The organism is Acetivibrio sp. MSJd-27 (genome assembly GCF_018918095.1).
Taxonomy (GTDB): Bacteria; Bacillota; Clostridia; order UMGS1840; family HGM11507; genus HGM11507.
The window spans coordinates 1-22,046 of sequence record NZ_JAHLPV010000010.1; the positions used below are offsets into that span (position 1 = coordinate 1).

22 protein-coding genes are annotated in these 22,046 nt (G+C 43.4%); 6 read left to right on the plus strand and 16 right to left on the minus strand.

Annotated features, from left to right (window positions below):
• Positions 1 to 84, plus strand: coding sequence for an IS3 family transposase (locus KQI32_RS13620; RefSeq protein WP_374197056.1), 84 nt, complete (start codon positions 1 to 3; stop codon positions 82 to 84).
• Between the two features lie 66 nt (positions 85 to 150).
• On the opposite strand, the gene KQI32_RS05275 is transcribed toward KQI32_RS13620, so the two are convergent.
• The 4 genes from KQI32_RS05275 to KQI32_RS05290 all read right to left on the minus strand — a co-directional run bounded on the left by KQI32_RS05275 (position 151) and on the right by KQI32_RS05290 (position 4,751).
• The gene (locus KQI32_RS05275) at positions 151 to 1,545 is read right to left on the minus strand and encodes an ROK family protein (RefSeq protein WP_177691933.1); all 1,395 of its coding nucleotides are present in this window, start codon (positions 1,543 to 1,545) and stop codon (positions 151 to 153) included.
• Positions 1,546 to 1,628: 83 nt separating this feature from the next.
• A complete protein-coding gene (locus KQI32_RS05280) occupies positions 1,629 to 2,447 on the minus strand; it encodes a sugar phosphate isomerase/epimerase (protein ID WP_216424213.1) in 819 nt (272 codons plus the stop codon).
• 10 nt (positions 2,448 to 2,457) lie between these two features.
• Positions 2,458 to 3,507, minus strand: a complete 1,050-nt coding sequence (locus KQI32_RS05285; RefSeq protein ID WP_216424214.1) for a Gfo/Idh/MocA family protein — start codon at positions 3,505 to 3,507, stop codon at positions 2,458 to 2,460.
• 365 nt (positions 3,508 to 3,872) lie between these two features.
• Positions 3,873 to 4,751, minus strand: a complete 879-nt coding sequence (locus tag KQI32_RS05290; protein ID WP_177691930.1) for an AraC family transcriptional regulator — start codon at positions 4,749 to 4,751, stop codon at positions 3,873 to 3,875.
• A gap of 394 nt (positions 4,752 to 5,145) precedes the next feature.
• Here KQI32_RS05290 and KQI32_RS05295 point away from each other — a divergent pair, with 394 nt between their 5' ends.
• Together KQI32_RS05295 and ypeB are read left to right on the plus strand one after the other, a co-directional pair.
• Positions 5,146 to 5,616 carry a cell wall hydrolase gene (locus KQI32_RS05295; protein WP_216424215.1) on the plus strand — a complete coding sequence of 157 codons (471 nt, stop codon included), beginning with the start codon at positions 5,146 to 5,148 and terminating at the stop codon, positions 5,614 to 5,616.
• A gap of 10 nt (positions 5,617 to 5,626) precedes the next feature.
• Positions 5,627 to 6,985 carry a germination protein YpeB gene (gene ypeB / locus KQI32_RS05300; RefSeq protein WP_177691928.1) on the plus strand — a complete coding sequence of 453 codons (1,359 nt, stop codon included), beginning with the start codon at positions 5,627 to 5,629 and terminating at the stop codon, positions 6,983 to 6,985.
• Positions 6,986 to 7,109: 124 nt separating this feature from the next.
• On the opposite strand, the gene KQI32_RS05305 is transcribed toward ypeB, so the two are convergent.
• Positions 7,110 to 7,421 (minus strand): helix-turn-helix domain-containing protein, encoded by a 312-nt coding sequence (locus KQI32_RS05305; RefSeq protein ID WP_177691927.1) that lies wholly within the window; start codon positions 7,419 to 7,421, stop codon positions 7,110 to 7,112.
• Positions 7,422 to 7,658: 237 nt separating this feature from the next.
• Between KQI32_RS05305 and KQI32_RS05310 the strand changes: the two genes are divergently transcribed.
• Positions 7,659 to 7,871 (plus strand): hypothetical protein, encoded by a 213-nt coding sequence (locus tag KQI32_RS05310; protein WP_216424216.1) that lies wholly within the window; start codon positions 7,659 to 7,661, stop codon positions 7,869 to 7,871.
• A gap of 17 nt (positions 7,872 to 7,888) precedes the next feature.
• Here the strand turns inward: KQI32_RS05310 and KQI32_RS05315 are convergent, their stop codons facing one another.
• The 4 genes from KQI32_RS05315 to KQI32_RS05330 all read right to left on the minus strand — a co-directional run bounded on the left by KQI32_RS05315 (position 7,889) and on the right by KQI32_RS05330 (position 11,452).
• Positions 7,889 to 9,187 (minus strand): hypothetical protein, encoded by a 1,299-nt coding sequence (locus tag KQI32_RS05315; RefSeq protein WP_216424217.1) that lies wholly within the window; start codon positions 9,185 to 9,187, stop codon positions 7,889 to 7,891.
• Positions 9,188 to 9,364: 177 nt separating this feature from the next.
• Positions 9,365 to 9,922: a DUF4352 domain-containing protein gene (locus tag KQI32_RS05320; RefSeq protein WP_216424218.1), complete on the minus strand. Its 558-nt coding sequence runs from the start codon at positions 9,920 to 9,922 to the stop codon at positions 9,365 to 9,367.
• A gap of 16 nt (positions 9,923 to 9,938) precedes the next feature.
• A complete protein-coding gene (locus KQI32_RS05325; RefSeq protein WP_216424219.1) occupies positions 9,939 to 10,643 on the minus strand; it encodes a PIG-L deacetylase family protein in 705 nt (234 codons plus the stop codon).
• 140 nt (positions 10,644 to 10,783) lie between these two features.
• Positions 10,784 to 11,452 (minus strand): hypothetical protein, encoded by a 669-nt coding sequence (locus KQI32_RS05330; RefSeq protein ID WP_216424220.1) that lies wholly within the window; start codon positions 11,450 to 11,452, stop codon positions 10,784 to 10,786.
• A 248-nt stretch (positions 11,453 to 11,700) separates the two neighbouring features.
• Here KQI32_RS05330 and KQI32_RS05335 point away from each other — a divergent pair, with 248 nt between their 5' ends.
• Both KQI32_RS05335 and KQI32_RS05340 read left to right on the plus strand, forming a co-directional pair.
• Positions 11,701 to 12,294, plus strand: coding sequence for a zinc ribbon domain-containing protein (locus tag KQI32_RS05335; protein ID WP_177691922.1), 594 nt, complete (start codon positions 11,701 to 11,703; stop codon positions 12,292 to 12,294).
• A gap of 11 nt (positions 12,295 to 12,305) precedes the next feature.
• A complete protein-coding gene (locus KQI32_RS05340; RefSeq protein WP_177691921.1) occupies positions 12,306 to 13,022 on the plus strand; it encodes a zinc ribbon domain-containing protein in 717 nt (238 codons plus the stop codon).
• Between the two features lie 349 nt (positions 13,023 to 13,371).
• On the opposite strand, the gene trxA is transcribed toward KQI32_RS05340, so the two are convergent.
• From trxA to KQI32_RS05375, 7 genes are all read right to left on the minus strand, one after another.
• The gene (trxA, locus tag KQI32_RS05345; protein WP_177691920.1) at positions 13,372 to 13,695 is read right to left on the minus strand and encodes a thioredoxin; all 324 of its coding nucleotides are present in this window, start codon (positions 13,693 to 13,695) and stop codon (positions 13,372 to 13,374) included.
• A gap of 34 nt (positions 13,696 to 13,729) precedes the next feature.
• Positions 13,730 to 14,236: an amidase domain-containing protein gene (locus KQI32_RS05350; protein ID WP_177691919.1), complete on the minus strand. Its 507-nt coding sequence runs from the start codon at positions 14,234 to 14,236 to the stop codon at positions 13,730 to 13,732.
• 264 nt (positions 14,237 to 14,500) lie between these two features.
• The gene (locus KQI32_RS05355; protein WP_216424221.1) at positions 14,501 to 17,092 is read right to left on the minus strand and encodes a stalk domain-containing protein; all 2,592 of its coding nucleotides are present in this window, start codon (positions 17,090 to 17,092) and stop codon (positions 14,501 to 14,503) included.
• 212 nt (positions 17,093 to 17,304) lie between these two features.
• Positions 17,305 to 18,480 (minus strand): methionine adenosyltransferase, encoded by a 1,176-nt coding sequence (gene metK / locus KQI32_RS05360; protein WP_216424222.1) that lies wholly within the window; start codon positions 18,478 to 18,480, stop codon positions 17,305 to 17,307.
• A gap of 30 nt (positions 18,481 to 18,510) precedes the next feature.
• Positions 18,511 to 19,005 (minus strand): small multi-drug export protein, encoded by a 495-nt coding sequence (locus tag KQI32_RS05365; protein WP_177691916.1) that lies wholly within the window; start codon positions 19,003 to 19,005, stop codon positions 18,511 to 18,513.
• Between the two features lie 315 nt (positions 19,006 to 19,320).
• Positions 19,321 to 20,691, minus strand: a complete 1,371-nt coding sequence (locus KQI32_RS05370; protein ID WP_216424223.1) for a DUF4340 domain-containing protein — start codon at positions 20,689 to 20,691, stop codon at positions 19,321 to 19,323.
• Complete coding sequence (locus KQI32_RS05375; protein ID WP_216424224.1) at positions 20,688 to 22,043, minus strand: GldG family protein; 1,356 nt, start codon at positions 22,041 to 22,043, stop codon at positions 20,688 to 20,690. Before KQI32_RS05375 ends, KQI32_RS05370 begins: the two co-directional genes overlap by 4 nt.
• Between the last annotated feature and the right edge of the window lie 3 nt (positions 22,044 to 22,046).

Here is a 22,046-nt window from a genome sequence, read left to right on the forward strand (position 1 = left end):
ATTGATTACTACAACAACGAACGGATTGTTTCTAAATTGAAAATGAGTCCGGTACAATTCCGAACTCATTCTCTTGAAAGTTAATATTTATTTTTGTCTAATCTTTGGGGGGCACTTCAGCTTCCGTCCCTTTTATCTTATTCTATATAACTATTTCACAATTTTCGGCAGGCTCGCTGCAGCCGCAGACTGGCCTACACGTCTTGTCTTTTCATCCGGCACATGCAACTCTGCTTTCTTGGCCAGTTCCGGATATTCTTCGTTAAGAACCTTCTCGGCAAAGCGAATGATAATATCGCCGCCTTTTCCGGACATGACACGTCCCAGCAGAAGCAAATGCTTCAGATCATAGAAATCTGCATAGTATGCAATGGTATGACCAAGGTATACACCGATGGATTCATAGACCTTGACAGCTCTCTCATCGTCTTTTTCCATCAGTCCCTGAACAACCTTCAGCTTATTCGCAGGAGTGTCCTTTTCATCCAGCTCAATGCCTGCACGGGGAGCCAGCTTGTTGACGCTGTCCTGGGAAAAGTATTTACATCCCACGCCGATATCACCGGACCATTCGTCCACCATAGCTTCCCGCTGTGCGTCTACCGGTGCAAAGGCAAGTTCGTTCAGCCAGCCGGTGATGTTGCCGTTACCGTCAACATAGCCAACCGCTTCGGAGGTTCCCATAGCAATTCCCAAAACGTTGGTGTCCTCCAAGCTCATCGCACCTGCCAGTGCAGTTACGTCGCCATCATTTGCCACTTCAAAAGGAATATCACCAAACTCTTTGCAGGCACGAATATAGATATCTTTTACATGTTTGTTGAAGTCATCTTCCGGCACAGCCAAGAACAGGGAAGCAACCATTGTCCGATTGTCCACATAGATACCCGCGCTGCTGATACCGATCGCATCCACTCTGGGCATTTTCGCCGCCGCCTTTTTCATGGAATCCAGGATCCCCTGAAAATGATATTCCGGATCCTCGGTCACCTTCGGCAGCCAAACCGTCTCATCGCTGTAAACACATTCGCCGTCGATCACCGCCGAAACCTTTCTGTCGCTTCCACCAGCGTCGAAGCCGATCCGGCAGCCGTCAAAGTTTCTTCCCACCGATTTGGACTGAATCTTTTCTTCCGGCGTTTCAGAGAGCTCCCGGTAGAGCACTTCAAAGTCTTTTTCATAAACCTTGCTCATAAAGTCAAAATCAAAGGCGCGTTTTCCGTCCTTGGCATATTCTTTTTTGATGTGCTCGTAAATCTTTTTGTCTCCGCAGATATATACTTTATACCCGCCCATGGCCCACAGAAGGAATTTTACCATTCTTTCCGCATAAAAGCAGTCGGCCTCAAACATTTCTTCTGTGCCGTGAATTTTTGTTTTGAACACAGATGTGTAGCCTGCATTTCTTTCCACAGCGATATTCAACTCTTTTGTCGCTGTTTTCAAAAACGCCGTGTTAAACGCGTGCATCGGAATGAAGCCTTCATCCAGAACAGGCATGTTCTGAACGTCAAATTCAATCCCTAAAAAGTTAATGTGTTTCATAGGATTACCTCCAATATATTTAAAATCTTTTGTTGCCTTTTTTCAGAGCACACCGGGATTCTAAATATATCGCCGGCGTCTCCTTACTGTATCATTTCTTTTAAGCGGAGAAAACTCTGCTTTGTCTCCTCATAGACATCTTCCCCATCGCCTTCATACTCCAGTGAAATGTAGCCTTCAAATTTCTTTTTGGAGAGAAAGCCGATAATTTCTTTCAGCGGGACTTCCCCCTCTCCGATAACCGTACCGTTATACTGGGTTCCGTTCACCGAAGTATAGGTTCCGCTTTGTACCTCTATAAAATCTTTGAAGTGCACATGGGCAACATACTCATTGACCTTCTGTACCGCTTCAAATGGATCTTCATTGACCAGCATGAAATTTCCGGTATCGGTTACAGCCCTTAAATAGTCTGAGCCGACCGATTCAATAATATGACGGATTTGATCGCTTTTTCCTGCAAACAGCCCATGATTTTCCAAAACCAAAGTGACCTTTTTTTCTTCCGCATAGGGCATAACTTTTCGGAAACCCTCGATAATCCAGTCTCTTCCCTGTTCGTAGGAGATACCCTCCTTCACATTGCCGGAAAACACGCGGCACAGACCGGACTCGAAGAATACCGCGTCATCAATTGCTTCTTTGACCTTTTCCGCCGCCGCTTCCCGCTCGGCAGGCTCTGCGGACACGAAATCATTCCCGCCGGAAAAGCAGGCTGCCTTTACGCCCTTTCCCCGCATGTATGCTCTGACATCCTCTTTTTCAGCCCTGTCCGCAAACAACATGTAAACCAGTTCAGCATCTGCTCCCAGCGACGCACATAAATCAATAAAATCCCGATTGGTGGACAATCCGGCGCGCAGAGATCTCTGAACACACCAGTTACTGACAGAAAGTTTCATTGGGCACCTCCTACAGTTCCACTTCGCGTTTCTGTTCCGCAGACCGGTAGACAGCGTCCAGAATCTTCATCAGTTCCACCCCGTCTTCCACAGGGTTCCTGCACATCGTCCCATTTTCGATACAGTCGATAAAATGGGCGGTTTCCGCCTTGAAGTTATCCTCAAAGGGATCTTTGGGAATCGTGTATTTTGGTGTCAAATCCATCAGATAATCTTCCATTTTGGAATAGATCACTAAATTGGGCTCCAGCATTGCGCCGGCTTTTGTCCCCTGCAGTTCAACGGACAGAACGTCCTCTTTGATGTGCTCGTTAAAGCTGGCTTCTACATGCATCACCGCTCCGTTGTCAAAACGGATAATGGCAGTGGCAAAATCCTCCACAGAACACTCTTTGCTGGGATCCGCAGGATTATACCGGTTGTAGGCTTTTACTTCCAGCTCCGGGCCGATATTATCAAAAACAGCGCCTGAAACCGTTACCGCTTTCGGCTTGCCCATCAGATATCTGGCCAGATCAATGACATGTACGCCCAGATCAATCAGTGGTCCGCCGCCGGAACGGCTCTTGTCGGAAAACCAACCGCAAGGATTCCCGCAGCGGCGGCGGCATACTGCTTTCACATAATTAATCTGTCCCAGATAATCCTTGTCTATAAAATCCTTGAGAATATTGGCGTTTGCGCCAAAACGGCGGACAAACCCAACCATCAGCAGCTTCCCTGTCTCCTCTTTCGCTTTTTGGATCTCCTCCGCCTGCTGTGCATTCATCGCCAAAGGCTTTTCACACAGCACATGCTTGCCGGCCTTTAGCCCGGCGATGGAGATCTCCGCATGTGAATTGTTCCAGGTACAGACACTGACGGCATCCAGTTCAGGGAGTTTCAGCATTTCTTTGTAATCGGTAAAGACCTTTTCAATACCGTGGTCTTCCGCATATTTTTGGGCTCTTTCCCCATTGATGTCACAGCATGCGACGACCTTCACATTTTCAAGGGCCTGATAGCCCTTCAAATGGAACCTGCTGATATTGCCGGTTCCGATAATTCCTACTTGAATCATTTTCATTTCCACCCTTCCGGCATTTTTATAACAAGAGTAAAACGCTTTTGTGCGACAAAAGCCACCCTTTAAGCATTTCAACCCTCAATGCTCATGGTCATTATATACCCATTGCAGCAAGCCGTATTTAGTATTATTTGTGTTTTTATTTGTTCAAACTTAATTAAGAAGTTTAACAAAGTTGCTAAATCAAAAAGTGTGGAGTCGATATGAAGTTGTGAAGATGTTTGAAAAAATTCAAGCAGGCGACTTAATTAAAAAATTTAATTAAGTTCCCACAAATTTATTTTACTCTATTTTCTTTTAAAAAGCAATATTTGCAAGTTAATTTATCAGATAAATTAATATGCGTGCAGCCAATGTCTTTATGAATTGATGGATTTATACTGAGAAGGGCTCATCCCAAACCGTTTTTTAAACGCTCTGGAAAAAGCATGAATTGTCTGGTAATTTAACTTATCCGCAATATCGGTGATGGACATGTCCGTTGTCGTCAGCCAGGATACTGCCACGTCAAACCGTTTTTTATTATAATAGTCCCCGATGCTGGTTCCCATCTCCTGCTTAAAGATATGAGCAAGATAATTATAGCTGTAATCAAAGTCATCCGCGATCGAAACCAAATCCTTCAGCGTCAAAATATTGGTATCGATATAATTGATAACCTCATAAACCACTTTCTGGATATTATTCTTGAATTTATTCGGTTTATAAATGGAAAACATATTATTGTAAAAACTTCTGTATGTGCTGATGATAATCTCCTCCAAATAATTAGAGATCATCATGCTGGAAAAGTTCTTTAAGTGAATTAATTCATTAAACAGGCGGATAAAGCAGGTTTCAATATCAAAATTGTCCTCACAGCGGGGAAAAGAAATACCGTTCATTTTATCTATGATATCCTTCATCTCTCCCCCTTCCGCAATTTCCAGTCCCAGATAAAAAAAGCGGAACGGCTCAATATAGTCGGCCTGCCCGTGATGTTTTGATCCCAGCTTGGAAAGAAAGATATCCCCTGCTTTGACCTCATACTCTTCCCCGTCTATGGCGAACATTCCTTTGCCGGAATAAATATAAGTGATTTCAAAACAAATCTGGGGATGCTCTTTGACAATATAGCCGCTGTCGCAGCTTAAATCCCCAATCTGTATCAGACGAACATTTCCGAAAACGGGGGCATCTTCCGGATAATAATTTTCAAAATGAAATTTTTTCTTCGTAAAGTTTGCAAAATTGTCCATTCAGCTGCCTCCTTCCGAATTTATTCGACATTTTTACCGGCAACGCATTCTCACAAAAGCATCTCGCTTCAATAAGGGCTTGCCCCGTCATTCAACGAGGACAAGAACACTGCTTAGCAGTGCCGCACTAAGCGGGAGATTGTACTCCCGCCGACTGCGGATATGGAATCCGCCGCCTTAAGAGGCGGCGGACATCTTGCCCGCAGTTATAGTTATATTTTAATACTTCTGCCCCTGCTTGTCAATAAAATTTCCACCCTCGAAGGGCTTTGAAATTTTACGGAATAAATTTAGAAAATGGTGTAAAAATAAACAGTAGATAAAATGCTGGAATAAATGGAAATGGTTTGAGATACAAACTGCTTCCAAAAAACATCAGAAAGGTAAGAGTACCATGAAACAAACGGATAAAAGAACCCTTCTTTTCCTCCTTGCTTTTGCATTTATTTTAGGCGGAATCAAAATGCTTGCCTCCCTGGAGAGCCCCGTAGAAGCGTCCCCCGCCAACACCAGCGACACCCAGCTTTTGGCCAGATGCGTCAATGGGGAGGCCAGGGGGGAACCATTCGAGGGACAGGTGGCGGTAGCGGCCGTTATATTAAACCGTGTAAAGCACGCTTCCTTTCCCAATACCATCCCGGGAGTCATTTATCAGCCAGGAGCATTCACCGCCGTGTCCGACGGACAAATCAACGTGCCGATCGATCCCAATTCTTCGGTTTACAAAGCTTGCGAATCCGCTATGAATGGTTGGGATCCCTCAGAGGGTGCCATTTACTATTATAACCCTTCCACGGCAACAAATAAATGGATTTTTTCCCGTCCTCTCATCAAAACCATCGGAAAACACCGTTTTTGTAACTAGGAGGTACTAAATGGATTTTATAAGAAGACACAAATCAAGTATTGCCATAACAGCCGTTGCCCTTGCATTGCTCATCGGTCTGGGGACCTATACCTATAACCGGGTAGAGGCATACGAATTAAAAGTGGAAAATCAATACCGCCGCGCCTTTTATGATCTCACAGATTCGGTGAAAAATATTGACGTTGCTCTTTCCAAGGGAATCATCACTACGGAACCAAAGCATCTTGCCCAGATTGCAAATGAAATCACTCAATACTCTTCCTATGCGAAAGCCTGCCTTGGCCAGCTTCCCATCGAGGACGCCACATTAGAGAATACCCAAAAATTTCTGACACAGGTGGGGGATTATACCCGTATGCTTGCATCAAAATCCATTGACAACGTGCCAATTACAGAACAGCAGCATCAAACAATGATGGAACTTTCCAAATACGCAAACGAGCTGTTTCAGTCTCTGAATGGACTTGAAGAACAGATTCTCAGCAGCAAAAAAGGCTTTTCCGATATCGTTGCTACAGCCCATGAAGCCCAGCAGGCCGGCGGAAGCGAAGCCAGTCAAAATGCCTTTTCGGATATTGAAGCAAACTTTCTGAATTACCCCTCCCTCATTTATGACGGTCCATTTTCCGACCATATGGAAAACATCGAGCCGGAAATGCTGAAAGGCATGCCTGAAGTATCGCTGGAAGAAGCGAAACAAAAAGCGCTTGACTTTATCGGGAGTGACAAGGTAAAATCACTGGAACATGCCTCTGACGGCGAAGGCAGGATCCATACCTATGGATTTACCGCCGTCACCGATGATGAGAACCGTTCCATTTATATAAGCGTCACCAAGCAGGGCGGTTATGTCATCTCCATGCTTGACACAAAAAATGTAGAGGCAAGCGATCTGAACTATGAGGAAGGAATACGCATTTCTCAGGAATTTTTAAACACGAAAGGATTCCACAATTTTAAGGATAGTTACTATGAAGTGGTTGACGGTATCATGACAATCAATTTTGCCGCTACCCAAGATGGCGTTATCCTATATCCGGATTTGATTAAGCTGAAGATTGCCGGTGACACAAAAGAAATCATCGGATTTGAAGCCAGAGGATATCTCACCCACCATAAACAGCGGGAACAGACCGTTCCATCAATATCTGCTGAAGCCGCAAAAAAAGATATCAATAAAAATCTTTCCACCGATAAAGTAAATCTGTGTTATATTCCCTTGGAGAGCGGAACGGAAGTACTTTGTTATGAGATAAAGGGAAAATTCGACAATAAAAATTACTTGATCTATATAAACGCCAATAATGGAAATGAAGAAAAAATTCTTTTGGTGCTGGATCAGGAAAACAGTCTTCTAACCATGTGATTTCTTGAACGAAAGAAACTAAGAAAAGCCGTTGTCCTTCCCGGACCCAGCCCCTTATCTCAGCTTTTTTCTGAAAAACAGGAAATTCGTCCAACTTTTCGAATACACTATATTGAAAAAATGGTTAGGATAATCGGGACAGATTTTTATTATTCTGTTTAAATTCCAAAATAACGAACTCAACAACTTCTCTCTGTGACGGAGTCAATCCGTCCACCGAGACCATTTTCCGGCTTGTCAGCCCCAATATGTAATCCGCAGACACTTCATAGATGCCGCACAGTCTTCTCAGCACATCTAAAGAGGGGGTTTTGATATTATTCTCATAACCACAAATAGATGCTTTTGATATATTGCATTTTCTGGCCACCTGAGCTTGTGTCATTTTTTTCTTTTCGCGAAGCTCTCGTAAGCGGTATCCGAAATCATAAACCATAATAACAACTCCTCTACCATAGATTGTAATATATTGTCGTTCACTAAAAGAGTTATTTTGTCTATTTTTGTTTACTATAAGTTGACAACAATAAGGGGTTATGATATTCTATTATTAGAAATTTTTCTTTCTGAAAAGAAGTGATTTTGGCGCCATAGGCCGAGACGATATGTATCATTCAGATCATTCTTAAGATAAAAACGGCGCGATGCCGTTTTAAAGATTGGAGGAACGAAAATGACCGGCAATCTTCTTATGCTTATTGCCGAAAGGAGCAATTGCTATATATCCGATCTCCATTTTGCAGACGCACTGGAGCCTCTTTTGGAAAGTATCGACTTGGAATCTTACAGTTTAGAGGAATGGAGTTATGCAATATCTTATATCTTAGGCAGAGATATTTCATTTCATGATTACCATGAAATTTCAGCGTATATTCATTCAAAATAAAAAGCAAGCCGGAGGTCTCAAAAAAGAAACCTCTGGCTTTTCTTTAAATCAATATCATAGCGGTGTATAATTCTTTTGTTGTTTTTCATTTTATATGCAATATATAATGTATCTCTTTGAGGATACTTTTCACATGAGACAATCTTTTGCTGAATCTCTGAAATATCCTCAAAGCATGTGTTATCCATCGTACTGGATTCCACTTTCTCAATGGTGGGCAAATCATATACTATCTTTCCGTCCAGCTGTTCAAGACAGCTGTTTATTCGGTTATAGCTCTCACCAATGTATATGCTGTCTACTTCCTCTATTGGAGGAGGTGTGCTTGCCCTTTGAAAAAAATCCGCTTTTCCCAGACAAAAAACAGTGGCCAGCGCCAGGGTATAAGCCGCATAAAAGGTTACATTATTTTTGCTTTTCATACTTTCATTGAATAGCAGTTCCAGCAGAATATAGCTAAAAAGCAGACAAAAAAGAAAAATACACAGGGAGCTCTTCGCCGCAAAAGCACTGATAAAAGTCATAAGCAGGAGAGACAGCATTTCATATGCCGGCTTTAGAATGGAATAACGAACACATCCTTTTAAATTTTCGTCTTTCCACTTTGTGAAAATAAACGCAGAAGCCCAGCAGCAGCAGCAAATCACAACAAGATGAATAAAAAAACGTGGGCTTGAGAACCGGTAGAAATTTTGATTTAGCTGAACGATTGGAAATTGGCTGAAAAGCGCGTGGAAAGGATTGATTTCAATTCCAGAACGATACAGAGCTCTTTCCAGCCAGGGAGCCAAAATCAAGTCCATAAATAAAGGCAGTACAAAAATACACATGGCAATCATCAGCTGAGGAATAATCCCTTTTATCGTAACCGTCACAAAAAGGGATCCTGCAAGAAAGGATAAGCCATCCATAAAGCTTACTGCAAAAAACTCCAATAAAAAAACCTTTGGAAGCTCCACTGTAAGCACGGTGCCTGCCATTGCAATAAAAAAAGGAAGAAACAAAATCAAATATGCCGAAACCAGATTGCTGAACAGCAGTTCTTCTTTTTCCATCAGATAATAGCTGACAATTCCTATCTTTTTTTGAAGAATACCTTTAAACATGTCACTGAAAATAAGTGCGTTCACAACAATGGGAAAAACCACAACCAACAGTGCGAAGGAGAAGCGGAATTGTGGCAAAACCAGCGTCCCGCTCTCCATCATATGCTCTAATAACTTACCGCTGCAATTGGACAATTGATGGGGAAAAATATACAGAAGTACCATTGCCGCAAACAGCATCAATAATAAATTTCTTTTGAGATTTTTCAAAATAAGCACTCTATTAAGCTTCGTTTTCTTCCCTCCGCTTCTCTCTATTTTAAATACATCCTTTATTTATATACGATTTCTATTTCTATAAAAGAACTCCTGCTGACTTTTTAAATCAGCAGGAGTTTACAAACATTTAGGAAAATTTTCCAATGCTTTGAAGGTATGGACCCAATGCTATTTTGTATAGCAAAAAATGATCTTTTTGCCCGGCTCACCTGGAATATAGGTAATCTCAATATTTCTCCAGCTCTCAGGAAGCTTAAATACCACATATCCTTCCAGTACACCGCCTGGTTTCAGTATTCCGTCCAGCATAACGACATCATCCAGCGAACGTCCATTCTCTGTCAAAACCGCCATTCCATCACTAAATCCTTCAAACGATTTCTGACTGTTTACTGTGATATCTTTTTCCGACTTGTTTTCCATACGAAACTTGCAAAGCACATATTTCTTTCCGGCGGAGAGCCTGTCATTCGATGCAGGGGCCTGCTCTTCCACCGAAAGCAGTTCCATTTCGAGACCGCTCAGCCGTGCTTTTTCTTCTTTTTGATAGGTCTTTTGCTGAGATGATTCCTCGTCCGGAAGCGAAGTCTTCGCCGGTTCCGCACTGGGTGCGGCTGATACTGTGATCTTTGGCTCATCTGTCGGCTCACTCGATGTTCCTCCGCTGCAACCGCTTACTAGCAAAAGAATGGCAAGGCATCCAGTCAAAATTTTTTCCTTTCTCATAGTAGATCCTCCCTGGTTACGGAAGTAAACGGTAAGGGCGCATTCTCCCCTTTACGATTAGCTGTGTGAATGCTTCTGCATATGACACACCACATTGCAATCCCCTTAATCTGGCATGTACCCTTTGCTGTTCCACAATATCGATCCCGTCATGTTCTGACAGCCATTTTAACTGACTTTCGTGTTTCTTCAGCATTTCCTCTTTTTGATCCATCTCGTCGGTGATATCCACATATTCTGTGGGAACCGTGTTAATTCCCCTTGCCCCATCCACATAATAAATAGGTGTTACCTGCACCGGAGCGCCAAGCTCCGGATAATAATGCGGAACAGAAGCGGAGAAAGAAGCATGAAATACCAGTTTGCTCAGCTGCTGATGATCGGAGCAGTAATCATTTTCCGGATGCGTCAAAATAACATCCGGTTTTGCATATCGGATAACGCGCAACAATTTTTTCAGCTGTTCTTGATCCGCGGAATTCATAAACAAGTCATCGATATCTGCATTTATCAATTCAAAGCCGGCCAAATCGGCAGCCGCTTTCGCTTCCGCTGCCCGGATTTTGCCGAGCTTATCAGGCATGATCTCCACATGCCCCATATTGCCATTGGAAGCATGACATGCAATCACATCATGCCCCTGTTTTTTAAATTTTAAAAGTGTCCCGCTGCAGGTTAATTCAAGATCATCCGGATGGCAGCAGATAGCTAGTACTCTCATTTTCCATTCCCCTTTTTATCATTTTTCGTGTAAAATCCCCGCCATAAAGCCCTTGACAGAAATCTCATTTTATTCCATTTCCTATTTCTTTGTTCCCTATCTGAACGAAGAAGCTCTTTGCTTTCGCAAAGAGCTTCTTTTTAGTCGTTTTTATATTTCAGATATGTCGCATGTAAAATGCCTGCAACCAAACAGAAGATCCCTGCAAGCAGGAATGCTGTGTACATAATGATGATTTTTGCCGGAATTTGCTGAGCGGCATCACCGGAAGGAACCAGGGAAGTCATCAGCTGAATTCCATTAAACAATGTCCAGGAAGCAGGAATCATTAACAAAACCAAGGAAGCCTTTGCTGCTTTTTTCGGCAGAACGCTTCCGACAATTCCGCAGACAAAATAGAGTCCCATGACAACAAAGGGAATGAAATCCATAATTCCGAGCTGGGAAGCCATACCGTATTGTGCCATCATCGCATTTTGCTGAATGGTATTCATAATCAGCATAACTACGTAGTAGATGCCGTAAAGGCAACCCACAATCCCCAGAACCAAGGCTGTAATCTTTGCACCATTCTTTACCTCCTGCGGCTCTTCCTCTTCATAGTCCACATAGAATTCAGATTCTTCCGGAATACTCTGCGTATCCTCCGCTGTCTCAAAAACCGTTTCTTCGGTTTCCACTGCGCTGTTATCGGCGGTCTGTACATTTTCTTCTTCGGTCACTTCAGTCTGTTTTTGCAAACATTCTTCACATAAATCGCCTTCGCCAGTGAACGATTTGCCGCAACCGGTGCAAAATTTTTCTTCCATTCTATCATTCCTTTAACACTTATATATTGGAACCATAAAATTCCTTGTTTTATTCTATCATCATATCTGCTTATTTTCAATAGATTTTTGTAAATAGTTCATAAAAAATTAATAGATTACATATTGATTTGCAAAAACATCCATTATATAATATTCTTAAGAAAAAATATCGAAAAACTGTTCTTTCGCGTACTCCTCTTTTCTGGGGGACTTTGCTGATGGACAGGGTAAGAAATGGATGATATATCATGATCAAATGTCTGAAATGCGGAGCGGTTATGGAAGCCGGCTCCGTTTTCTGCGGCAGCTGCGGAACAAGACTGAAACCTGCACCCGCTATCATTGACGGAAAAAAGAGAAAACGCACCCGTCGTTTTGTCTATCATTCCGGTAAAACCAAGGGGAGAACCATAGTCTTTTTGACAGGCTTTGCGCTTCTCTTTCTGCTGGGACTATGGATTTTTATTGATACAATTCCACAGCTCGGCGGTCTTTTCACAGAAATCGGTCAGGCAGCAGCACAGCTAATTTTAAAATCAAAATACCTTGCCGAAGGTCTTCCCTTCCACTATATCAGCGCAAACATTGCACATCTGGCCGCTGCGATTGCTCTTCTTGCAGATCTTTTTTTCAGCGGTTTTCTGGTTTTGTTCGGCGGTTATTTTACCTATTTCTTTGGTTACAACCTGTTTTTGCATTTAAAGTACAAAGCTTACTACAGCTATCACAAACCGGTTACGCTGGAGAAGGTGTCTAACATTATTATGGTACTGGGAGCCGTTCTGTTTTTTGTGTTTTTAATTTGTTATTTGATTCTTGGATTCGTCCAAGTGATATGTTAGGAGGAACCATTATGATCAATACCACTGAGAAGCGTTCAACGCCTCGTGTATGTCCCGCCTGCGGCGCAGAAATCGGAGACAATTTTACTTTCTGCAACAAATGCGGCGCCGCTTTGCCTGGACAGGATGAAAAATCGAAGGAGGTTTTTGAGGAAACATTTGACAATGCGGAATCCATGAGGAATGAAGCCTTCCATGCGGAACCGGTCATCAACGAACCGGAAGAAAAAACTTGCCCTGTCTGTAAGACTTCTGTGAAAGGCGCCTTCCAATTTTGTAATAAATGCGGCGCTGACCTGTCCAAGCCGCATATGGAAGAAAGCAGAAAAGATCCGGAGTCCAAAACGAAAAGAATTTATGATTATTCATTGCCTGCATCACAGCCATCCTCCCGGTTCTGTCCTGCATGTAAACTGGCTCTTCAGCCCGGCGCTACAGTGTGTCCGCGCTGTGGCAGAACAATTCCTCCTTCCAGGCAACGCACACAGAAAGCGGCCCATTTTCGCACATTAGGTATTGTTGCATATTGTCTGGCCGGATTTTCTTTTTTTATCGGTTTTATTAATTTAATGTCCGTTTTGCTTTCCCGCTACAGTCTTTTTGGAAACACCAGCAGTGCATCTCTTCTCGCCGGAATGACTTCCTGTTTATTCATGGTCATGACTTCCCTTATTCTCACTGTACTCGGAAGTACCTTTCTGTTTCTTTTCCATACAAAAGGAAAATAGCAGACTTTAAACAAAAGAAAACCTTTTTACCGCTCACTGGGTACAAAAACTTACAAGAGTGCAAAAAAACAGCGGACAGTGTACCGCTTATCTATCCTAAGCTTGTCCTGATTCGCTTGGTGCCTTGTTCATGAACGGCATTTCATCTTTGTAAAGCGGGTATCGCAACCGGACTGACGAAAGCTTCTCATGGAAAAATTGTTTTGACGCTCTGAAAAGGTTGATTTAACTTGTGTACAAAAATTTAGATGCACGCAAACATAGCCGATGGAATCTAAGAGATACTATAGATCCACCGGCCTTTTGTTTCCTTTTTTCTGTTTTCAAAAATATCGGATGAACAGTGCTTTTACTCTTCATCAAATTCCAACATCTTCAAAATTGCTTCCTTATTCTGTACACCCACTTTTTGTTCTACAATCTCTCCGTCCTGCATGACTATCAAGGTTGGGATACTCATTACACGGAAAGATTCTGCCAACTCAGGCTGCTCATCCACATTGACTTTCCCTATTTTTACCCTGTCAGTCGCCTCCCGCGCCACCTCATCCACAATAGGCGACACCATTCTGCAGGGCCCGCACCAAGGCGCCCAGAAATCAAGCAAAACGGTCTCTTTGGCCTCATGTATCTCTTTTTGATAATTATGTTTTGTAATATTCAAAATATCCATAAAAATTCCTCGCTTCAAAATGAATTTCAATTGATTACATTTCAGCCCGTACACCGATAATATGCACAAAACGATATGACTGCGCCATATAATAAGTATTCAGCGGTTTAAAATCCGCGTCATTGGAATGGGCCGCCACCAGGATATCTTCCGGCCGGTTCCCCCTTTTTTCCACGATAAACGGCGTATGATAAAAAGCGCCAGCCGCATTTCCAAGCTGGACAAAGTCCCCGGGCATGACGCTCCGGATATCTGTCAGTTCGCCGTAAGGTCCGGGGCCGTTGTTTGTCACCATAAAATTATAGATATACGGTACCCCTGTCCAAGCAGGAGCCTTATTATTCGGATCAATATAGTACCATCCATATGTGGGGGTGTAGTTCATCACACCAGCTCCTGCATAGATGCATTGGGAAGTGAAGTTGGTGCAGTCTCCCCCGATATTGGAATAATCATAAAAGGCGGGATTCCTGCTGTAGGCCCACCGGTGCGCATATGCAATTGCTCTTCTTCGATTGTATGTAAGATTCACCAATGCCATTTTCAAACTTCTTTCTGTTCTGATATCCGCCAAGCAAAGTATTTCCCTATCCTATTATATGATCCATTCTTCTTTTGGATACAAGAAGAAGCCCCAGCCGCATTCCGCGGCCAGGGCTTCCCCTTCAATAAGGGACTTTCGTCCCGTCATTCAACGTTTTCAGCAGAGGATTGCAACCCCTGCTGAAAAAATGAAGTGGAACCCGCCACCTATAGAGGCGGGGGTCATCTTCATTTCATTATATAGAAACCGAAATGAGAAAGCTTAATCGAATTTTTTTATGATCTCATCAATAATATCTTTATCCGCCTCTGCATTCAGTGTCTCCGTGTCGCTGATCACGATAAGTCCCTGATCTGTGCCGGTTTCCTTCCAGAAAATTGTTTTTCCCAGACCATCCTGTACAAAAGCCCGAAGCGGGAGAAGTGTTCTGTCATTTTCATCCGTAAAAGCTGCCACATCAATCGGGATTTCCTTTCCATTGACGGTAATTTTCTTTTCCCCGATAACCGTCTTGATCTCTTTGTCATTCAGCTTGACAGTGACGGTTTCGGTCGCTTCCTCATAACCTACCTCTGCCCCGTAGCTCTCAGCGATAAAACGCACTGGAACGACAGTTCGTCCGTCAATCGCAGTTGCCTTTACCTCTCCGGAAGCATCGATGGATTTCAATTCACCTTTTACCAAAGAATTGGTTTTGCCGAGCATCAGCGCAACCGAACCCGCAAGTACGCTGTCCGCCGTCTTCCCTTCGCGGGAAAGCGGCATTTTCATGATACTCATGCCATCCTGCGCCATATAGTACAAATTGCCGTTGGTACAGATGTCAAGACCATTTGTACCGGTTTCGGAAAGCTCTTTCACCTCTTTTGTATCCATGTCAATGACAGAAATGCGGTTTCCTACATTTGTGTATAAAAGACCATCCTCCTCAATCTCCAGATCGTAGGGCAGAGCTCTTGTTTTTGTTAAAGTCAGCTGACCTCCGCCTATGGTGAGTTCCTTAGTAATCTTCAGAGTTGCGGGATCAACAAACATTACCGTTCTCTGCGCCGCAACAATCAATTCACCTGCAGGAGAGAAGACTGCTTCACCAGCATAGTACTGTGTATTTTTATCACCCGTCAGTTTGATTTCCACTTCTTTCTCCACTTTTCCGGTAGCATAATCCAAAACGAACAGCTTTGCCGGTTTATCAATCGGATCAATTCCCAGACCACCATAAATGTAAGTGGAGCCGTACAGTTTTCCATCCTTCACCGCCATGCCGCCGATACTTTGATTCTTAATCGGCTCTTCAATCACCCGTTTTTCTCCGTTTTTCCGGTTATAAATGCCAATACAGCCACCAAGCTTGCCGTAAGTCGGCATGGTTGCCCACAGGATATCATCGCCGCAATTTTCCACACAGAGCCCTCTGTCCTGCTTTTGTTCATCCATATCTGCGACAACCTTTGGATTGGATCCGCTTTTCACCTCAGCGGAGGGATTAAAAATCTGGAGACGTCCTTTTCCATATAATCCGCAGTAGTATACGCCGTCTACCACATCAATTCCCTCTATCTGAACAGAGGGAAATTCCAATTTAATTTTTTCTTTTTCTGTATCGTAGAGAACGGCCTTGGAACCCATATACGCACTGAGCAGCAGCTCGTGATTCGAACCGGCTTTCAGTGTCCGAAGAGTCGTTGCTGTAACAGGCAGAGTATCCTTTATAAATTCCACTTTTCCGGTCTCAAAATTTACAATCACCATTCCGGTTGTTCCTCCACCTGCCACAATGGATTTGCCAGGATAGTTGGTCTGATCCTTCAAAGACACCACTCTAGGACTGACCAGATATTGACGCGTGGAAAACTTAATGTTCGGAAAGTCCACAATCTCCTTGGTTTCCGGATTGTAGGAATACAAGTGCGCTTCCTTCTTATCCTCGGTTGAATTGTGGAAGTAAATCACATCGCCGTCAAAATCTGTAGCATTTTGGTGCAGCGTCCGTGGGATAGCATCCACCCATTCTTCCTTTTCCATATCAAAAACATTCAGATAGTATGAATTATCTGTCAGAAGCTTATTTCTGGCGAATAAATATTTTCCAGCAGTAAAAATCGTATAGTAGTTATTGATATCTGTTTCCGTAAATTTCCCTTTCAGAGAAGGGTTTTTCAACTCTGTGAATTTTTTTGTTTTGATATCATACTTTACAAAATTTGCCACAGGATCTCCCATAGAACCAATAAAGACTTTATCCTTGTATATGCCGATAGAGCGACCGTAATCGCCGACTACCACATCCGTCCCCAGTTGTTCCAGGGAATCGGTTTTCACATTATAACGGACAAGCGAAGCATTTGGGTAAGTTCCGAAATAATAATTTCCTTCGGAATCATAGGCTCCTTTGCTCATAACCGCGGTCTCGTCAAAAATCTGACCATAACATTTCAGCTCATCCGTCTTGGGATTGTAACGGTAAAAGTTCGCCGCAGACTGGGTTGCCATGCTGATAATGCCATCCGGTCCCATATCCACTGCGTAACAAACCTTTGCGGCGGCAGGTGCACCGGCAGCCTCATCCTTGTCCAGTAATTTTTCGGTCACAACCTTTTTCTGATCCACATTATATCCGAAGAAGATTGCAGGAGGACCTGAAGTTACCCCGTAAAAAATCGTTTCTCCATTTTCATCCACATGCACATAATTGCCCAGAATCTGCACATCGGATATCGGTTTTCCCAAAGATACCGGAGCCCCTGCAGACAGGCTGTTCAGCTTTTCCGATTTGTACTCTGCTGCCTGAGTCAGGAAGCAGCATTGGAACATCATGAAAACCGCAAGTACCACACCTAACATTTTTTTCATTTTTCTCAACCACCTTTTCTTTGTTTTGATAACTTCATTTTACCATAAAAACAAGATTATTCTTGCACTATTTTATGTTTTATTGAATAATTCAACAATTATCACTAAGCTTTAGTAGATATTTTTATGCATATATCATAATACAAAGAAATCGGCGGACAAATAGAACAGTCCGCCGATAATCTTTCTTTGTATTTGTCTGCAACTGTATTTTACAGCCCAGCTTTCTGCCGAAGCTGTCCCGCCTTATCCGTCTTTTCCCAGGGAAGATCCAGATCTTCCCTTCCAAAATGTCCATAAGCAGCAGTCTGTTTATAGATAGGACGCCTCAGATCGAAATTTTTGATGATTGCACTGGGACGAAGATCAAAATACTTGTCCACTAATTTCTCGATCACCGAAAGCTCCACCTTGTTGGTTCCAAACGTATCAATCAAAACAGACACCGGCTTTGCCACTCCGATAGCATAAGCCAGCTGGATTTCACACTTGTCCGCCAAACCTGCCTTTACAATATTCTTTGCCACATACCTTGCCGCATAAGCCGCGGAACGGTCAACCTTCGTGGGATCCTTTCCTGAGAATGCGCCGCCTCCGTGCCGTGCGTAGCCGCCGTAAGTATCCACAATGATTTTTCTCCCGGTTAAACCGGAGTCACCCATTGGTCCGCCTATTACAAAACGCCCGGTTGGATTGACATAAATTTTTGTATTCTCATCCATCAAATGAGCTGGAATAATCGGCTCAATCACCTGCCTCTTCAGATCTTCACGCAGAATATCCAGCGAAACAGCGTCGTCATGCTGGGTAGATATGACGATGGTATCAATCCGTACCGGCTTATCATCCTCATACTCAACCGTCACTTGGGTTTTTCCATCCGGCCGCAGATAATTCAGAGTATTGTCCTTGCGAACCGCCGTAAGCCTTCTTGCCAGTTTATGAGCCAGATAGATCGGCAGAGGCATAAGCACATCTGTTTCATTGCATGCATATCCGAACATCATACCTTGATCACCGGCACCGATATCTGCGGCAGCCTCTGTTTTTGTCTCATAGGAGTTATCCACTCCCATGGCTATATCCTTTGACTGCTCATGAATAGAAGAAATCACACCACAGGTCTCGCAGTCAAAGCCAAATTTTGCTCTGTCATAGCCAATTTCTTTGATGGTATCACGCACAATCTGCTGAATATCAATGTAACAATCTGTTGTAATCTCTCCCATAACCAGTACCAAACCGGTAGTGATTGCCGTTTCACAGGCAACTCTCGCCTCTTTGTCCTGTGAGAATATCGCATCCAATACTGCATCGGAGATCTGATCGCAGATTTTATCCGGATGCCCCTCGGTAACCGATTCGGACGTAAAGAATTTTCGCTTCATCTTTTTCACCCTTTCCGTGAATATTTCCATTTAAAACATTTGTATAAAGTTTACGATAAGCCCCAGAGATCCGGTCGTAATAAAAGTGGCGATGACAGATCCCAGCAGAATAACGGGCAATGCATATTTCATACGCATATTCAAAAGAGCAGCTACCATGGAACCGGTCAGCGCTCCGGTGCCGGGAAGGGGCAATGCCACAAAAATCAGCAATCCCAAAGCCTCATATTTCTGAACCTGTGCCGCTTTTTTTACCGTGCGCTGTTCAATCTTTTCCGCAAACTTATGCAAAAATTTTGTCTTCTTCAGCCAGTTGAGAATCGGGCGGAAGACCAATATAATAATCGGAACGGGAATCATATTTCCTAAAACGCTCAGACAGAATAATTGCCAGAAAGGCATTCCCATATCCGTAAAAAACAGAATTGCATATCTCGCCTCCACAAAAGGAATCATGGAAGCCAGCATAATTTTCAGCCACAAGGGGACTGGTATCGCCAACAAGAATTCTTTTACTGCGTTCAAACCCTTTTCTCCTTTTGAAAAATTTCTTTTTGCATGCCTTCACGGCTATTTTCTGCTGACTGTAAAAAGTTTTTCATTCTGAAAAACACAAGCCTGCTTCATGCGTTATTTTTTGGAACATGCAATTGCGTATCATTCTGCATATTTTCCTGTGTTGTCAAAAAGAACGGGCGGGAGTGTATCCCCCGCCCCTCTGTTACGGTTCGTCACTATTATAGCAAGATAAAAATAATTTTGCAAGAAAAAAACTTCCATAAAAACATTTCAGCCTTGCGAAACCGGATAGATCAGCAAGGTTATGTCCAGCTTATTGCACTATTGCAAGGCCTCTTTGATAATCGATGCGATGGTATCCATTTTTACCGTCAAATCACTGCGGTTCAAATAGAATTGAATTTTTCCATTGACAGAGATAGCAATCCGGCGTTCATCCGCCTGAAAATACTGTACCGTGTCCGAGGTTCCGTCGCGGAATGTAAAACGGTATTCCAAAATCGGTTCTCCCGGTGTTACACCGCTAATCGGTCCTTTCAAGGTAAGGCTGATGATCTCAGTATACACTGCTTTAAAACGTGCTTCATCCATCGCTTTGCCGTTAATGGTAATCTCATGGCTCTCCTCGTCCAGCTTTTTAATCCGGAAGACGGCGCTGACCTGATTCAAAGGATCCCGGTAGTCGATGCTTTCTACCGTGTCAAGGTTTTTGATATAAAACATGGAGGAGATAAATTTGATCGGCTCGGCCTGTAAAAATGCAAACGGTGCTTTTTTTATACCGTAAATATTCCGGCTGTCATTGATACGTATATAAATTTTGTCGCCGTATTCATTTCCGAAATAGAGACGATCGGTCTGCTCTCCCTGTGTGATATGAATCGCGTATTGATCAAAGCCGTATTTTGACAAATCCTTCGCATCGTCTTCCACATATTCTTCAATGGTAAAACTGCTGACAGCCTCCAGAATGCTGCTGATTTCACTTCCCTCAGCATCCGCCTGATACGGGGTTGTCATGCTGAATACAGAAAAAGTGTTATGGGCACCCTCGGCAACATTGTTTCGTAAAAAGGACAGTTCCATATTCTTATTTTTTCCTGAGATATCAATCCGGGTGACCTTTTCCGTATCCACGGCAATGGAGGTTCCCTTCCTGTAATAATCCAGCTTGCGGAGAAATATTTCCCCCTTGTATTCCGGAAGGATATAAACCGCTTTGGCGCCTTCTATCGCAAAATAGTATCCGCCGCCTGACGGGGATTTATCTCCCAAAAGAAATTTGGTTGCCTTTCCCGTATGATCCGTCAAGACCACATTTGCCTGAGGGTTAGAAAGACCAAATTTGGCGAACTCCTCCGTCTCTTCAAACACGGTTTCATCCGCCTTGAGGCTGGTGAATTCCAGCGCAGTGGAATCCAGTTTAAAGCTGTCCACCTGAGCAAAATCACGATTCAAAATCTTTGCTTCTTCCCCCTCATATGCGAACGTGTAGGCATCATCCGGGTTCTGAACCGCAATGGTTTTAATGTCTTCCCGCGCAACCGAGAAAATCTCCTTTTGTTCCCGGGGAACAATGGTATTCTGAGGCTCATCGCCGGAGGGCTTTAAATATTTCATTCCAAACACAGCCGCCAGAAGCACGGCAATGACCCCCAGAAACAGCAGCGCAGTCTTATACTGTTTTATCATAAACGGCGCCTCCTTACCCAAATCACAATTCCGAGAATCAGGATTCCGAAAGCCAGGATCACAATGATCACTGCAACCGAGACAACTGAAGCGGTGCTCATAGTAACAGCCTTTACATCCGCCGTTTTATCAGGAATATTGATAAAGTTTTCCGATTTCAATGTTTTGGAGAGTACCGTACTGGCAATCTGTTCATTTCCCACATACTGCTGCTGGTATTCCGTTGTCAAATTCAACGGTGTGCCGCAAAGATACATGGTAACCTCACTCTGATCGTCCAGTATACGGGTCGTCAGAATGGAAATATTGAAGGTATTGGGCTCACTTTTTTGATCACTGCCCGCAGGTGTTGCCGTACCGTTTGCGGAAGTTGTCAGAACCGGCTCAGAGGTGACACTCTTGGTGTTGGAATACAAAATATCCAAACGGAAGGAAGGCGTGCACAGGATATTGCTGGTTACGCTGCTGCTGTAATCCGCTTTTGCCAACGTTGGGATAAAGCCGTTGTACTGTTTTACAACCTTACTGCTATCCTCCTCATTGACGGTCTCGTTTTTGACTTCGACACCCCATTCCTTGATATATTCACAAAGATTTGTGAGGTAGGGTGCGGAAGGATCCAGATAAATCTGCAGACTGCCTCCTTTTTTGACAAAGCTGTCCACCATGTCAATCTCCGCCATGGTAAAGTCGGTTTTTGGCCCGCCGATGATCAGCATGCTGGTCTCCTGAGGCACTTCCTGCCTAAGATCGATGGTTTTGGTTTCAAAAAACTTCTTGTCCGCAATGCCCTGCAGTGTTTTATATTCCGGCTCCTCATGTCCGGTGGTAAAATAAATCGTCTGTTTTTCATCACTGGTGACAGAGAGAATCGCATTGGTCAGCGTGTTTTCAGCGGTCTCGAACCGGCCTGTTTTTCCGTCAACCTCTGAGCTGGCCACAATTTCAAACCGCTCTCCGCTCTCGATGACAAAGGAACCAATTGGATTGAGCTGACCGCTGTATTTCTGCAAAAAAGAAGGATCTTTCGTTGCATTGACATAGGAATAATCGATATGGGGCGACAGCTCTTTATATCTGTTTAATATTTCATTGTACAGAGGATTTTCACTGTCAGAGCTCTGTACCAGAAAGATTTTCACGTCCTGATCCAGCTTTGAAACAGCCTCCCTTGTTTCCTGACTGATACTGAACATATTGTTGGAGGACAGATCGATTTTTAAGCTGGGAAAACGCTCCACCAGCATTCCTACAGCGATGTTGAGCACGATCACGATCACAATAAACAGCGCTGTGAGTATGGTTGCATTGGTACCGTATCTGATTTTTTTTGATTTCATAAATTTTTTCATCTT

Coding starts and splice junctions, on each gene's coding strand:
- KQI32_RS05275 (WP_177691933.1), bottom strand. CDS start 1,545: ATGAAACACATTAACTTTTTAGGGATTGAATTTGACGTTCAGAACATG.
- KQI32_RS05280 (WP_216424213.1), bottom strand. CDS start 2,447: ATGAAACTTTCTGTCAGTAACTGGTGTGTTCAGAGATCTCTGCGCGCC.
- KQI32_RS05285 (WP_216424214.1), bottom strand. CDS start 3,507: ATGATTCAAGTAGGAATTATCGGAACCGGCAATATCAGCAGGTTCCAT.
- KQI32_RS05290 (WP_177691930.1), bottom strand. CDS start 4,751: ATGGACAATTTTGCAAACTTTACGAAGAAAAAATTTCATTTTGAAAAT.
- KQI32_RS05295 (WP_216424215.1), top strand. CDS start 5,146: ATGAAACAAACGGATAAAAGAACCCTTCTTTTCCTCCTTGCTTTTGCA.
- ypeB (WP_177691928.1), top strand. CDS start 5,627: ATGGATTTTATAAGAAGACACAAATCAAGTATTGCCATAACAGCCGTT.
- KQI32_RS05305 (WP_177691927.1), bottom strand. CDS start 7,421: ATGGTTTATGATTTCGGATACCGCTTACGAGAGCTTCGCGAAAAGAAA.
- KQI32_RS05310 (WP_216424216.1), top strand. CDS start 7,659: ATGACCGGCAATCTTCTTATGCTTATTGCCGAAAGGAGCAATTGCTAT.
- KQI32_RS05320 (WP_216424218.1), bottom strand. CDS start 9,922: ATGAGAAAGGAAAAAATTTTGACTGGATGCCTTGCCATTCTTTTGCTA.
- KQI32_RS05325 (WP_216424219.1), bottom strand. CDS start 10,643: ATGAGAGTACTAGCTATCTGCTGCCATCCGGATGATCTTGAATTAACC.
- KQI32_RS05330 (WP_216424220.1), bottom strand. CDS start 11,452: ATGGAAGAAAAATTTTGCACCGGTTGCGGCAAATCGTTCACTGGCGAA.
- KQI32_RS05335 (WP_177691922.1), top strand. CDS start 11,701: ATGATCAAATGTCTGAAATGCGGAGCGGTTATGGAAGCCGGCTCCGTT.
- KQI32_RS05340 (WP_177691921.1), top strand. CDS start 12,306: ATGATCAATACCACTGAGAAGCGTTCAACGCCTCGTGTATGTCCCGCC.
- trxA (WP_177691920.1), bottom strand. CDS start 13,695: ATGGATATTTTGAATATTACAAAACATAATTATCAAAAAGAGATACAT.
- KQI32_RS05350 (WP_177691919.1), bottom strand. CDS start 14,236: ATGGCATTGGTGAATCTTACATACAATCGAAGAAGAGCAATTGCATAT.
- KQI32_RS05355 (WP_216424221.1), bottom strand. CDS start 17,092: ATGAAAAAAATGTTAGGTGTGGTACTTGCGGTTTTCATGATGTTCCAA.
- metK (WP_216424222.1), bottom strand. CDS start 18,480: ATGAAGCGAAAATTCTTTACGTCCGAATCGGTTACCGAGGGGCATCCG.
- KQI32_RS05370 (WP_216424223.1), bottom strand. CDS start 20,691: ATGATAAAACAGTATAAGACTGCGCTGCTGTTTCTGGGGGTCATTGCC.
- KQI32_RS05375 (WP_216424224.1), bottom strand. CDS start 22,043: ATGAAAAAATTTATGAAATCAAAAAAAATCAGATACGGTACCAATGCA.